This window comes from Microcystis sp. M_QC_C_20170808_M9Col (genome assembly GCF_007095495.1).
Taxonomy (GTDB): Bacteria; Cyanobacteriota; Cyanobacteriia; order Cyanobacteriales; family Microcystaceae; genus Microcystis; species Microcystis aeruginosa.
In genome coordinates, this window is the sequence record NZ_SFBZ01000004.1 from 1 (window position 1) to 14024 (window position 14024).

Annotated in this window: 12 protein-coding genes and 1 pseudogene; 4 read left to right on the plus strand and 9 right to left on the minus strand. The window is 40.8% G+C overall.

Annotation, left to right across the window (positions count from 1 at the left end):
- Positions 1-54: 54 nt before the first annotated feature.
- Positions 55-453: a helix-turn-helix domain-containing protein gene (locus EWV68_RS00230; RefSeq protein ID WP_002788855.1), complete on the plus strand. Its 399-nt coding sequence runs from the start codon at positions 55-57 to the stop codon at positions 451-453.
- Positions 454-714: 261 nt separating this feature from the next.
- On the opposite strand, the gene EWV68_RS00235 is transcribed toward EWV68_RS00230, so the two are convergent.
- The 3 genes from EWV68_RS00235 to EWV68_RS00245 form a co-directional block, all read right to left on the minus strand.
- On the minus strand, positions 715-2376 hold the full coding sequence (locus EWV68_RS00235) for an NAD(P)H-quinone oxidoreductase subunit 4 (RefSeq protein WP_004159322.1): 1662 nt from the start codon (positions 2374-2376) through the stop codon (positions 715-717).
- A gap of 124 nt (positions 2377-2500) precedes the next feature.
- Entirely contained in the window at positions 2501-3202 is a 702-nt protein-coding gene (locus EWV68_RS00240) for an ABC transporter ATP-binding protein (protein WP_041804206.1), read from the minus strand.
- Positions 3203-3570: 368 nt separating this feature from the next.
- Positions 3571-4320, minus strand: coding sequence for a septal ring lytic transglycosylase RlpA family protein (locus EWV68_RS00245; protein WP_147069182.1), 750 nt, complete (start codon positions 4318-4320; stop codon positions 3571-3573).
- 901 nt (positions 4321-5221) lie between these two features.
- Here EWV68_RS00245 and EWV68_RS00250 point away from each other — a divergent pair.
- Positions 5222-5428 carry a type II toxin-antitoxin system HicB family antitoxin gene (locus EWV68_RS00250; protein WP_004159326.1) on the plus strand — a complete coding sequence of 69 codons (207 nt, stop codon included), beginning with the start codon at positions 5222-5224 and terminating at the stop codon, positions 5426-5428.
- A 310-nt stretch (positions 5429-5738) separates the two neighbouring features.
- On the opposite strand, the gene EWV68_RS00255 is transcribed toward EWV68_RS00250, so the two are convergent.
- The 5 genes from EWV68_RS00255 to EWV68_RS00275 all read right to left on the minus strand — a co-directional run bounded on the left by EWV68_RS00255 (position 5739) and on the right by EWV68_RS00275 (position 11103).
- Positions 5739-6071, minus strand: coding sequence for a DUF5615 family PIN-like protein (locus EWV68_RS00255; protein WP_287168427.1), 333 nt, complete (start codon positions 6069-6071; stop codon positions 5739-5741).
- The gene (locus EWV68_RS00260) at positions 6068-6292 is read right to left on the minus strand and encodes a DUF433 domain-containing protein (RefSeq protein ID WP_002745983.1); all 225 of its coding nucleotides are present in this window, start codon (positions 6290-6292) and stop codon (positions 6068-6070) included. The genes EWV68_RS00255 and EWV68_RS00260 overlap by 4 nt, the downstream gene beginning before the upstream one ends.
- 243 nt (positions 6293-6535) lie before the next feature.
- Positions 6536-9736 carry an NACHT domain-containing protein gene (locus EWV68_RS00265; protein WP_287168428.1) on the minus strand — a complete coding sequence of 1067 codons (3201 nt, stop codon included), beginning with the start codon at positions 9734-9736 and terminating at the stop codon, positions 6536-6538.
- 61 nt (positions 9737-9797) lie between these two features.
- Positions 9798-10229 carry a DUF29 domain-containing protein gene (locus EWV68_RS00270; RefSeq protein WP_125730652.1) on the minus strand — a complete coding sequence of 144 codons (432 nt, stop codon included), beginning with the start codon at positions 10227-10229 and terminating at the stop codon, positions 9798-9800.
- A gap of 166 nt (positions 10230-10395) precedes the next feature.
- Positions 10396-11103, minus strand: coding sequence for a DUF8619 family protein (locus tag EWV68_RS00275; RefSeq protein WP_002740014.1), 708 nt, complete (start codon positions 11101-11103; stop codon positions 10396-10398).
- 341 nt (positions 11104-11444) lie between these two features.
- Here EWV68_RS00275 and EWV68_RS00280 point away from each other — a divergent pair, with 341 nt between their 5' ends.
- Both EWV68_RS00280 and cobJ read left to right on the plus strand, forming a co-directional pair.
- Positions 11445-12173, plus strand: coding sequence for a Uma2 family endonuclease (locus EWV68_RS00280; protein ID WP_287168429.1), 729 nt, complete (start codon positions 11445-11447; stop codon positions 12171-12173).
- Positions 12170-13615: a precorrin-3B C(17)-methyltransferase gene (gene cobJ, locus EWV68_RS00285; protein WP_287168430.1), complete on the plus strand. Its 1446-nt coding sequence runs from the start codon at positions 12170-12172 to the stop codon at positions 13613-13615. Before EWV68_RS00280 ends, cobJ begins: the two co-directional genes overlap by 4 nt.
- A gap of 17 nt (positions 13616-13632) precedes the next feature.
- Here the strand turns inward: cobJ and EWV68_RS00290 are convergent.
- Positions 13633-13746, minus strand: a pseudogene (locus EWV68_RS00290) (zinc ribbon domain-containing protein); the annotation flags it as partial.
- Positions 13747-14024: the final 278 nt, after the last annotated feature.

The following is a 14024-nucleotide window of genomic DNA, read 5'->3' on the forward strand; positions in this document are numbered from 1 at the left end:
TTTATATCAAGTATGTTTTAACTCACGCTGAATACGATAAGGAGCAATGGAAAAATGACCCTTACTTTTAATCCAGAAAAATACAAAGAATTACTAGCTCGCCATTTACCTAAAGTTATCAGAACAGAAGCAGAAAATGAAAAAGCTCTGGTTATTGTCGAAGAATTGATGCACCGTCAGCATCGAACTCCCGAAGAAGATGAACTTTATGAGCTTCTAATTTTTTTAATTGAGAATTTTGAAAGAAGCTTTTATCTACAAGAATCAACCACACCTAATTCTATGTTATTGTTTTTGATGGAGCAACAAAGCGTTAACAAGAAAGACATAGCCATAATCCTTGGCTCTGACAAAATTGCTTCTAGTTTAATTGCAGGAAAAGGGTCAATTAGCCAAGAACAGGCGAAATTATTAGGACATTTCTTTCATGTAGATTATAGTTTGTTTATGTAGGGTTTGCTGAAAAAGTAGGGGCGAAGCATTCGGATAGGAAATCTACGGTTTCAGCGATAGGTTATGCCCGAATGCTTCGCCCCTACAAGACCACGATTCTCTGAAAATCTTGCACTTGTTTTGCGAAATAGACCCCTAAAACCCTTACCTCGTCTATATTTCACATTTATTCAGCCAACCCTAATTAATTATCTCCTCGCCAAAAAAAATCAGGAGCAGAATTTCCACTCCCGATAACCTATTCACTTTAGACTTGCCAATTTATTGGAATATACTGGCAACCTTGGCGCTTACGTCCGGTTGAGTTTCAGCGTAGATATTTTGACGAGTAGCGGCGATTTCTGTGTAAGCTTGACGCACTTCCGAGTTAACTGCCACCGTTTTCACATCGTAGATACGGGTAGCCAGTTGGGGATAGAAACCGATAGCGACAATCAAAGCGAGGAAAGAGACAGCGATAAAGATTTCTCTGGGTTTAGCGTCACTATATTCTGATTCATGAGGGAGGACACAGCTAGTACCAAAACAAACTGCCTGTTCGTTACTTTTGTTGGGGAGAATGTTAGTAATATCGCAGGAAGAACCATCTCCGTAGAAAACTTGACGGAGCATGGAGAGTAGATAAATCGGGGTGAGGATTAAACCAACGGAAGCGAGGAAGACAGTCACAACCCGGAAGGTTTGGCTATAAACGTCACTGCTAGTGACACCGATGAATACAGTAATTTCACTGGCAAAACCGCTCATTCCGGGTAACGCTAGGGAAGCCATGGCGCCGGCAGTAAAGAGAGCGAAGACTTTCGGCATCGCTTGGGCAATCCCACCCATCTCGTTTAAAGCTAAGGTATGGGTGCGGTCGTAGGTGACACCGGCAAGGAAGAATAAGACGGCGGCAATTAAACCGTGGGAGAGCATTTGTAACATAGCACCGCTAATACCCACATCGGTGAAGGAAGCAATCCCTAAAAGGACGAATCCCATGTGTGAAACCGAGGAATAAGCGAGACGGCGTTTCATGTTTTGTTGACCGAAGGAAGCGAAAGCACCGTAGATAATATTAACGACACCGAGAATCGCTAGAATCGGGGCAAAGTAGATGTGTGCATCGGGTAGAAGCCCCATATTAAGACGGATTAAACCGTAACCACCCATTTTGAGGAGAACACCAGCGAGAATCATCGATACAGGTGCAGAAGCTTCACCGTGAGCATCGGGGAGCCAAGTATGGAGGGGGAAGATGGCGAGTTTGACCCCGAAAGCGATTAATAAACCAGCGTAAAGGACTAATTCTAAAGCGAGGGGATAATCTTTAAATCCTAATTCCGCCATATCAAAGGTCATTGCACCACCACCGTAAAGGGCCATGGCTAGACCGGCAACGAGGATGAAGATAGAAGCGGCGGCGGTGTAGAGTAAGAATTTAGTGGCGGCATAACGACGTTTTTGACCACCCCAGATGGAAACGAGTAGATAAACGGGAATTAACTCGATTTCCCACATTAAAAAGAATAATAATAAGTCTTGGGCGACGAAAACACCAATCTGAGCGGCGTAGAGCAACAGCATCAGGAAGTAGAATAAACGGGGTTTGCGGTCCACTTGCCACGCGGCCAAGATAGAAAGGGTTGTCACCAATCCTGCTAATAAAACTAACGGTGCCGAGATACCATCCACCGACACCGCCCAGCTTAAACCGATTTGGGGAACCCAATCGATTTTTTCCACTAATTGTAGGTTGGGGTTGCTTAAATCATATTTTTGTAAAAAGACGTAGCACATTAAAACAAAGTCTGCTAGTCCGACTCCAAGAGCGAACCAACGAACAGTTTTTCCTTCCTTGTCGGGGATTACAGGGATCAGGAAGGAGGCAAGCAAGGGGAGCAAAATGATGGCAGTGAGCCAGGGGAAGTTAGCCGTTAGCATGGCAGTAAGAAAAAATACCTATTTCGTTATGTGTTCATTTTATGCGACTTTGTAAAATTTTGTGAATATTTTTTGGCCTACCTTTACCATAGGCTTTTATCTATAATTAGCGCATCATCATCGATTAACCCAAATAAGCTTGTTTGACCCGCTCATCCCTGAGTAAATCCCCGGCTTCTCCTGCGATAGTCAAGCGTCCCGCTGCCAAAACATAGCCGCGATTGGCAGTTTCTAGGGCTAAATTGGCGTTTTGTTCCACTAACAGGATAGTTACTCCCGATTCGTTTAATTGACGGATAATACTGAAGATTTCTCGCACTATCTGCGGCGCTAGTCCTAAACTGGGTTCGTCTAGTAACAATAACTTGGGACGACTCATTAAAGCTCTGGCAATCGCCAGCATCTGCTGTTCCCCACCGCTTAGGGTTCCCGCTAACTGCTCTCGGCGCTCCGATAGTCGGGGAAACAGTTGCAACTGCTCTTCGATATCGCTTTTTACTCCTAGGCGATCGCTTCTCGTATAAGCACCTAACTGCAAATTTGTCAAGACTGTTTGACGCGCTAAGATTCTTCTCCCTTCCGGACTATGGGCAATTCCCCGTTTAACGATTTCATGGGGTGGTAAATGGGTAATATCTTGACCTTGATAAATTATTCGCCCCGTCTTTGCCGTTAAAATCCGAGATATCGTCTTTAGAGTCGTCGTTTTTCCTGCTCCGTTCGCTCCAATCAGGGTGACAATTTCCCCTTTTTCTACCCTTAAGCTAACCTGCTGTAATGCCTTTATTCCGCCATAATTAACCGATAAATCGCTAATTTCTAACATAAACCCAGTCAAATCCCAATAGGATCACTATAGCAGTGATCAGTGATCAGTTATCAGTTACCAGTTACCAGTTATCAGTTACCAGTTACCAGTTATCAGTTACCAGTGATCACTGATCAGATGTGAGTTTTTAGTCAGTCCCGATGAAAAAATTTTCACCCCCACAGATGAAAGAGGTTTCCTTCCCTACACCCCACACCCCACACCCTACACCCTCTTTCAAGTCAGGGATAAGGAGGAATCCCGATCATTTGTACTGAATTTTCCAAGACGCATTATTGAGTGAGGGGTATTGAGTAGCATTAACAGTGCTGTCTTTTCACTGCTTACTGTTTACTGATAACTGTTTACTGATAACTGATAACTGATTATCTGCCTAAAACTTCCAAGACAACCGGGGCAACTCCCGATTGGAAAACACCGATAATCGCTGCCGCACCTCTGGAGAGATCGATGACGCGACCACCGCTAAACGGACCGCGATCGTTAATTCGCACCACCACCGAGCGCCCGTTACGCAGATTAGTTACCCTAACCTTGGTGCCGAAAGGTAGATAGCGATGGGCGGCGGTTAAACTACTAGAGTTAAAAGTCTCACCACTAGCGGTGCGACGACCGTGGAAACCAGGACCATACCAAGAGGCCATTCCCTTTTTACGGGGGCGACTGCTGGTTTTTACCGCTGGGCTTGTTTTCGGCTTCTCTGCTGGTGTCACTGAGGCAGGATTGCTGGCTGGGGCATTAGCCGGGGCCGGCTTGACTTGATTGGGTTGTGATTGGGGTTGTCCCGTCGAAGGAATGGCCTCTTGGGTTCGGGGTGTAACGCTTGCAGGGACGGTATTTTCTTTGTCCACTAGGGACTCCAAAGTTTTTAGAATTTCGTTAGCATTATCTTGAACCGAACGTGATACTTTAATATCTGAATCAGTTGTTCGACTATTAGAAAAAGCGGACAGAATGGTTTGAGAAGTGGACTCGATAACAGTTTGACGATCTACGCTAATGTCCGTCAGGCTGTTGCTGTGTCCTGCTGTCTGGGAACAAATTATCGAGGCTGTAGTCCCCACTACGGTAAGGGCAGTTACAGCTTGTAGTTTGTTGATCAGTTGTTTATTCATAGACTTTCTTATTGTGCGTTAGCAAGTTCCCAATGCAAAGCTGAAGGAACTTGCTAACATTCCTTTGTGCTTGCAGAGCTAACTTGGTTGCTTTCTGTTCAACCGTATCACGGAAAATTGGTTGGTCATTACGAGAATTTATATCGTTATCGGGCAAGAGAATCAAAAATTTAAATAAAGGGTTGACTGGCGCTAAAAACCAAGTTAAGATAAAGGGTTTTTAATTTTTTGTGTCCTAGAGGGGATCAAGGTTAGGAAAACTTAGGGAATTAGTGAAATTTCGAGGGGGAATAATGCTAGTATTGACAAGGCTTTCAAGGATTATCAGCCCTCCTCGATTTCTCTCTATCGATGCAGATAATGGTTAATAAAACTGTTTTCTTCGCTACAAAAAACCAGATTTTTAAGATAAATGTCAAATCGGGTTAAAGGTCAGAGATTAAAAATTATAATAGGGGCTTGACAAAGAACTAAAAATAAGCTGTTATTAGCCAAACTTAACTATAGAATCAGAAATGCTGATACAGGCTAATACTAAATCCTGTTTAAAAGGTATAGGGAAGTGGGGGATTGGGGAAGTGGGGAAGTGGGGGATTGGGGAAGTGGGGGATTGGGGAAGTGGGGAAGTGGGGAAGTGGGGAAGTGGGGAAGTGGGGAAGTGGGGAAGTGGGGAAGTGGGGGATTGGGGAAGTGGGGAATTGGGGAAGTGGGGAAAGAAACCTCTTTCATCTGTGGGGGTGAAAATTTTTTCATCCGGCCCGACTCCTAACCCCACGAAAAGCTTTTTCGGCAAACCCTATCTAATTGTGTGTTGGGTTTTTTTAGGTCAATCCAACCGACAAGAGCGGCTATAAAATCTAATATAATCAAGACAGCAGGTCATCCCATAGGTAATTCTCAAATGAATTATAAGATTGACATAGAACAAGAAGAAGATGGACGATATATTGCTGAAATCGTCGAACTTCCGGGAGTTTTAGTCTATGGCAATAGTCAACAGGAAGCTATTGCTAAAGTTCAAGCACTTGCTTTGCGTGTCTTAGCCGATCAACTTGAACAGGGAGAACTTCCAGAAAATCACCTAAATTTATCATTTGTTGCTCTATGAGTCAATGGTCAGCAACGAAAGCCAAACAAGTTTTAAAAGCATTAAAAAGCATAGGTTGGAAAATTAAACGCAGTGGACTGTTTCAGCTAAAATAGGGCAATAGATTTCGGCTTAAAGTCTTAAATTATAGAATTTATAGCATTTTTCTAATACACCAAATTAACTGAAACAATCCAGTAGGGTGTGTTAGCGATAGCGTAACACACCAATTTAATAATAAATTTGCTGCGTGGGGAGCGGATTATTGATTTTGGTTTTTTAACAGAATTGGTAGCCGCAAACACACACCCTACCAGATCAGCGATCGCACTCAACCTAATATCAACAGACTTTCTGTTTCACTATCAAAAAATTCAACAATAATTAAAAAATAACCTCTTAAAATTTCGATAATCTTTGCAGTGGGACTATTACCAATACGAAGATAGATAAATTTTGGTGGATGACCATATAATAGACTGCGCTGATGAAAATCGGCATCTTTAGAGACAATTACAAAATCGTTGAATTTGGCAAATTCCCAGATAAGTGCATCATCAGTATTGATCAGTCCTAAAGTCTTGACGTGCTGAGAATCAGAATATAAATCAATTATTTTATCAATAATCCGATCTAACAAATTTTCATCTAATAACAGTTTCATAAAGAGGTGATAAATAATTTTTTCTCTCGATCAGCAGCAAAAGCCAAACAAGCTTTGATATCCTCGGAAGTTAATTCTGAAAAATCCTCAAGAATTTCTGCTTCTGTCATTCCTGCTGCTAAATATTCTAGAATATCGTACACAGTTATACGCATTCCTCGAATGCAGGGTTTTCCGCTGCGTTTTCCAGGTTCAATGGTAATAATGTTTTGGTAACTCATAATGCTTTAATTATTTGGACTTTCCCAATTATATCTTATTCGATGACAGAGATCGCACTCCACCCCACCGACAAGAACGATCACCCTTCAACTTCGTACCACTCTTAGGGTGTGAAGTGCGAAAGCATAATGCACCAATTTAATAATAAATTTGCTGCGTCGGGTGCAGATTGTTAATTTTGGTTTTTAATCAGAGTTAGTAGCCGCAAACACGCACCCTACAAAATTAGCAGATTAGCTATCTTAATCAGGATTTCTCCAATCTCTGAAATTACTATAGTAAAGAAATTCTTGAAAACCTTCTTTGATTTTAGCATCTACATCCGTTCTAGCTAATATGGTTTCGATAATTGCTCCTATTTCCGAGTCATTTGTTATTCTACCTAATGCCGTCAAAAATCCAATAATTTCCCCTTCAGTTTTATTAGCTAGTTGTTGAATAATGGGTAAAGTTTGAGGATTATCTCGCCAATGGTTTACTAAAGCTACAATTGCTTCTGATTCACCCTTATTAGCTTGTTGTTGAATAATGGGTAAAGTTTCAGGATCATCTCGCCAATGAATTGCTAAAACTCTAATTGCTCTATATTCACCCTTATTAGCTTGTTGTTGAATAATCGGTAAGGTTTGAGGATTATCTCGCCAATGGGTTACTAAAGCTTTAATTGCTTCTGATTTACCCTTATGAGCTTGTTGTTGAATAATGGGTAAAGTTTCAGGATCATCTCGCCAATGGTTTGCTAAAGCTTCAATTGCTTCTGATTCACCCTTATTAGCTAGTTGTTGAATAATGGGTAAAGTTTGCGGATTATCTCGCCAATAATTGGCTAAAACTTCAATTGCTTTCCATTGACTTTTATTCGCTTGTTGTTGAATAATGGGTAAAGTTTGATGGTGATCTCGCCAATGAATTACTAAAGCTTCAATTGCTTCTGATTCACCCTTATTAGCTAGTTGTTGAATAATGGGTAAAGTTTGCGGATTATCTCGCCAATAATTGGCTAAAGCTTGACCTGCTATACCTGCCGCTGATTCACCTTGTCTAGCAACTTCCTGTAGATAAACTAACGCCTCAGAATGAATTTTAGCAATTCTAGATAATTGATTAACAGCTTTTCTTTCGCAATTCCGGTAATTTTGCTCAACTGCTATGGCTTGAAGAACACTCCATCCTGTCCGATCATCTTGCCAGATATTTCCGATTTTAGCAATTATTATTTCCTTAAAATAATTACCAGCATACCTATAAGACGTTAAGGATTGAAGACTATCTAACAATCGCTGACTTAGTTCAACATAAATAGACTGGTTTCGCAATTCTCCATAACAATCTGCTGCCAAAAAAAGATGAGAAATTTTTTTATATGTTTCCTCCATATCAAGGAGATAGTTAATTAATTCTTCAGCAACTTCTTTGGGAAATTCTGCACTTAGCATCCCCATCAATAAACATAAAACTTCTTTCCAAACAGGATCTGAATAATGTTCTCCAAATACTTTGGTTTTCAATTCCTCAAGAGTAATTCCGTCTGGGAATCCTCGGTTTTTAAATCTTTCATAAAACTCGCAAGCACAAAAGTATTCTAAAAAAGTTCGATGAACAAAAGCAAAAGCATTGCCACCTAAAGAACAAAGAATAAAATTACGATAGCGCAGTTGTTTGATAATTAAATCAGTCAGATCACTAGCCACTCGTTTGTTAATTTCTGTTTTTTCAAGATATTGAGTCAAAACATTTTCTAATTCTTCCTTATAGATTAAATTAGCTGCTAACCCTTTTTCTCCTGCTTGCATGGCACTTGCGACTAAACGCAGAATGTCCCTTTTATCTCTTAGATCAATATTGTAAAGATATTTTTTCAGTTCAGGATCAATTAATCCTTTCTTGGTTTCAAAATCCCATTGATGTAATAACACCTCTGACGCTTTTTCATAAAGTTTTGAGCGATCTCTTGGTAATTCTTGAGTTCGATTTAGAATAGCCATCATCGTTAATAATAAAGGATTTCCTGCTAATTGCCGAATCGCTTTTGACTCCTTAATTGCCTTTTGTAAACGTTCTTGTTTTTGGGTTTTATCATCTCGATTTTCAAAAGCTAAATCATGCCAACGTTTGATAAAATCTTCAATCTGATCTTTATCTAAATCTTGGATCATAAAATGGTCAAAACCAGCATGATTTAATTCTTCTGCTTTATATCCTAACGAGCGAGAAGTGACTATAATTGGCACTTGAGGATATTCAATACTACAACGTTTGATATCCGTGACAATTTCTTGTCTTAATTGAGGATTAAAAACTTCATCTAAGCCATCAAAAAGCACAACAACTTGACCCTTTTTAAGCTTATCATCTAAAGCAAGTTGATTGAGATGACAAATCAGATTACCTTGATGGAAAAATTCTAGAATATTCTGACATTTTTTTTCATCCTTATCTCTGGCATAAATACGCAATTCTATCAAAAGAGGAAGGGGAAGCAAAACACGATGACTGAGTTCTTTTTCAGCCCAATTTAAAGCTAAATACTGCAATAAACTCGATTTTCCCGCACCTGGATCACCTAAAATTACAGTTCTTGGGTATTCAGAAGAATTGACGATATTCAAAACAGGATCTAATTTTTCATTCAGATATTCTCGCCGTTTTCGTTCTAGTTCTGCTTGTATTTGTTCTAACTCCGCTTGAGTAATTTCTCCCCTATCTACAAGTTCCTGCAGCACTTCTTTAGGTAATTCATAAAGTTGAGGAATAAACTGTTTACATCGTCTCACATTTTGCGGCACAAACATTCGCCAGAGTTTGATTTGCTCATAAGTCGTTGTGTCTAAACATTCTAATTTAAGATGGCCATATTCCTTTTTTAAGCCTTCCGCATAGTTATCTAAATTATAATCTGTTTTAACTCCTGCTATTTCTTGAATATTTTGGCTATCTTTATTCTGTAACTTAACTAAAAAAACGGCTCTTAGCTTTTCAGAATTTTCAATAATTTCCTGAGTTTTTCTCAAATAAAATTTACCTAGTTTTTCCCAGTTAAATTCAGCAGGTAACGGGGGTAAATTGAGTCTTTGCCAAGATTGAGCTAACGTCAAAGTATCAAGAACTTGACAATCAATATCAAAAGCATCCCCTAAAATAGGTTCAACTTGTTCATCTTTAATAAAAGTATTGAGGGGTTTTTCAAAGTTTTTAATTTGATCATCCTCCAGATCGGCCATTTCTAACTGTTGCTGAAAGAGTGCTAAAAACTCCTTCATTGCTTTTCCATAAGCTTTTTTTTGAACATCTTTTTCAAGTAAGTGTGACACTTTACCTAGACTGTTTTTAAAAAATTCCTTTCCGTAATCTTTTGCACCCTCTTTTGCCAACTCTTGCATTACTGAAAGAACAAGCGAACCTGCGGCTTGAGTAACCCCCCAGACAATTAACCAGTCAACCATGGCGATAAACTTAAGATTCTGTGGATACTATCTAAGCTTACCAACTTTAATCGTTTTTCGTCTATCGTTCCGACAAATGAAGAGAACGATTTAAAATATCCTCAATACCGTAGGGACAAATGGGGGGAAACTCTAATCCCGTCTCTCTAAAGGCATCGCAACAAGCAACAGCATAGAGTTTAAATAGGCTTTCATCGGTTAAATATCGCTTTAAACTGGGGCTATCGTCCAAATAAAGCCTAATATTAGCTCTTTCTCGCTGAATAGTTCCCAACCAACCCTTGGATCGCCGTTGAGGTTGATAGTCCCACTTTAATAAATGATGCAAAATTAATCTGAGACTAGCGAGTAAGCGATCGCACTCCCGTTTCGACAAATCCCGCACCTCTTCGACTAAATTCTCAATATCTAACTCGGAAAACCGACCGGAGGCTAATAAATCGGCCATTTGTTCGGCCCAAAGTCCAAAGTCTTGCTCATAGGATGCCGTCATCGATTTATCTCCTTATAAGCTCAATTAACATTATATTAAACCTCTTGCATAATTAATTTTTGATGGTTCAAAAACAGCGAAAACAAGGATTAAATGGACTAAAATCTGTAAATTATGATTCATTGATGACTGAGAAACCGGCATCGTTTCAAAGATTGCCGAACCATTAACGGGTTTTGCGTCTTCGGATGACATTATTAGAATAACGAGAAGGTTTTGGCCGGGGTTCTTTTCCCCCTCCCAATTCGCGACTAACTTGCTGAAAAATATCCCGTCGCAGCACAGGATATTCCCCTATCCACTGGTCGAGTTGGGGAAGATGGACATCAGAAAGCTGATTGATATCCCCTAAATCGGGGTCTCGAGACATTAACAAAGCTTCGGCCACCATCCCGGGACGGATCGATTTATGGATGCGTTTGAGGGGAGCGCGAACGATCGCCGAAAAGCCAGTTTGATCACCGATTTCTAGATTAATACAGCGTTGGCGATTTTCGATAATCTCTAATTCCCCGCGTTTATTGACCCTTTCTTCTTCCCCGATTAATTCCTCGGTGACAAAAGCATCGAAAACGCGACCGCGCCAAAATCCCCCGTAGGGAAGACGACGATAGGTATTATTGCGAACACTGGCCCAGTAAACCGGACCCCAGAGCCAATATAAACCGGCGATAATGTCGAATATCAGTTTAATTGTTAAACCACCTGGTCCGAATAAATTACCGATTAACCAAGCTGCGGTGAGAGCAATGATAGAAATAAATAAACGGCGCAGAAAATCAGACCATTTACCCCAATAGTGAGCGTACTGGGGACCTGTGGCGATAATTGGGACAATTTGCTCGATCGATTGACGGGTAAGGGGAACCAACATTATCAGTTATCGGTTATTCGTGAATGGGTAGGCTCTAGAAGAGGACGTTTACCTTTCATTTAGGTGCGCTATATCAGTTATGACAGCGTTTCTCATAACTAGATGAAGTGTAACCTAATTTGGTATCGACTACCGACTTCCCAAAAGGAAAACTTTGTACCTCACCACTAAGATAAATGTTATAGTTTTGAGTAATTGTCTATCTGTTGGTCGCCATTCATTCCATCGCTAAAAGCTCAAGACTTCCGGGAAAATTTCAGTTAAAAATTAAATCCCTTAAGAAGTCCGATGAAACAATCTATAATAAAATCAATGCTGTTTTGTTCCCAAAGACTGCCACCATGACTTCTTCTCCGGTTAAATCCTTAACTTCTCAGATTGTAACCACTCAACATTTACCCCCGTTAGAAAATGGGGATCGCTTAATTCGTCCCGAATTCGAGCGCCGTTATCAAGCTATGCCAGGATTAAAAAAAGCCGAACTGATCGAAGGAGTTGTATATCTGGCATCCCCATTAAGGTTTAAATTTCATGCTGAACCCCACGGACGTTTAATCACTTGGTTGGGAGTTTATCAAGCTGCTACACCCCAAGTACAAATGGGTATTGAGCCAACAGTTCGCTTGGATATCGACAACGAACTACAGCCGGATGGGGTGTTATTAATTAGTCAAGAAAGCGGGGGAAAATCAACCCTAACTGTAGAGGGATACCTAGAAGGAGCGCCGGAATTAGTGGTAGAAATTGCCGCTAGTAGTGCCGCCATAGATTTAGGGGATAAAAAACGCGCTTATCGACGCAGTGGCATTCAAGAATACCTTGTTTGGCAAGTATTTGACCAAAAAATTGATTGGTTTAATTTAGAAAATGGCGATTATATTTCTTTGTTACCCAACCAAGAAGGAGTGATTTGTTCTCTAGTATTTCCTGGTTTGTGGTTAGATATTTCAGCCATGCTCAACGGCAATATGTCACGGGTGTTAGACATCTTAAAAGCTGGAATTAACTCGGCAGAACATCAAGAATTTATCCAAAAGTTAACCGCAACGCAGTCGGGGGAAGCCAAATGAAACCTCCAGCTATTCTCATTTTAGGAGAAACCAGTATTCCCGTGGCTCGTCAAGTGCAAATGGCCCTACCGGAAGCAGTGGTTTATGGGTTAATAAAGCGTACCCAGTCGGCTGATTTTACCTATAATAATTTTGGCGAAACCGTGCGAGAATTTTTCCAGACGGGAACGCCAATTATTGGCATTTGTGCGGCGGGTATTTTAATTCGCACTTTAGCACCTTTATTAACTAATAAATGGCAAGAACCACCTGTATTAGCAATCGCAGAAGATGGCAGCGCCGTAGTGCCTTTGTTGGGGGGTTTACAAGGGGTTAACGATCTCGCTCGTCAAATTGCCTCGGTTTTGCAAATTTCCCCCGCAATTACCACCACTGGTGATATTAGATTTAAAACTACCTTATTATCGCCACCACCGGGTTATCAGTTAGTTAATCCCGATGATGCTAAGAAGTTTCTGTCCGATTTATTGGCGGGTGAAAAAGTAAAATTAATCGGTGAAGCGGACTGGTTAAAAAATAGTAATTTACCGATTTCATCAGTAGCAAAACTGAGCATTGAGATTATCGATAAAAATAACTTAAACTTAGCAAAACCTAGCACTGCCTGTTTAGTTTATCTGTATGAGGAAAGCCAGCAAATTAAGGAAAAATCTGGTTTACTACCGGGAGATTTGGCCCAGGAAAGTCAAGGTAAATTAGCCATAGTTGGAACTGGACCGGGTGCGCTAAATTGGATGTCGCCGGAAGTTCGAGAAGTATTGGAAAAAGCCACGGATTGGGTGGGTTATAAAACCTATTTGGATTTGGTAGAATCCCTGCGAAAACCAGAAATTGTCCGCCATGAATCGGATAATCGGGTGGAACTCGATCGAGCGGAAATAGCCCTAGATTTAGCGGCCAAGGGGCGATCGGTTGTCTTAGTTTCTTCCGGAGATCCCGGAATTTATGCCATGGCCGCGGCCGTGTTTGAGGTATTAGAAAAAAAAGCAAAACCAGCATGGGATGCGATCGCAATTCAGGTCTGTCCGGGGATTTCGGCGATGCAGGCGGCGGCGGCGAGGGTTGGCGCGCCTTTAGGCCATGATTTTTGTGCGATTTCCCTATCAGATATTCTCAAATCTTGGCAGGTGATTTCTCAGCGCATTGAGTTAGCAGCCCGAGCAGATTTAGCGATCGCATTTTATAATCCTGTGTCTCAAGAGCGCACTTGGCAATTGGAGAAGGCAAAAGAGATTTTATTACAATGGCGATCGCCGCAAACTCCCGTGGTATTAGCGCGTAATTTAGGGCGAAAAGGGGAAACAGTGACGGTGAAATTCCTAGAGGATATGACTATTAAAGATGCGGATATGCGAACCATAATTTTGATTGGATCGAGTAAAACTCGCCTTATTGAGCAGGGTAAAACCAAGCAGTGGGTTTATACTCCACGTCACTATTAATTGACATACTCCCACCGTCAAGCTACGCTGTGACGGGGGATTCTTGACCTATCACTATCGGAAATTCCTTGCTCAACGAGACAGCTTAGATTCTCAATGTCTCCATTAAGAATCCAGAGGCCGGACTCTCCCCCCCCTTGCCCCTAGGGTTGATTCATTTAAATTAAGTACAGCGGATTTTGAGTCAATAAATTTGACTGAAAATTCTCAAGTTTATCTTTCTCTAATCAAAAGAGTTAGTCACAATAACTAATCTTTAATCCTCTGCCAATATTGATTATGAAGAGATTGATAAAGCTTGTTCCCAAGCCACTAAAAGCCTATCTCTCTTCAAATTTTCTGAGAGTACATCCTGTTAATTTATCTAATTTTTCTGCTTCTTACGTCGATAAAACTATCAGTTTTTCCC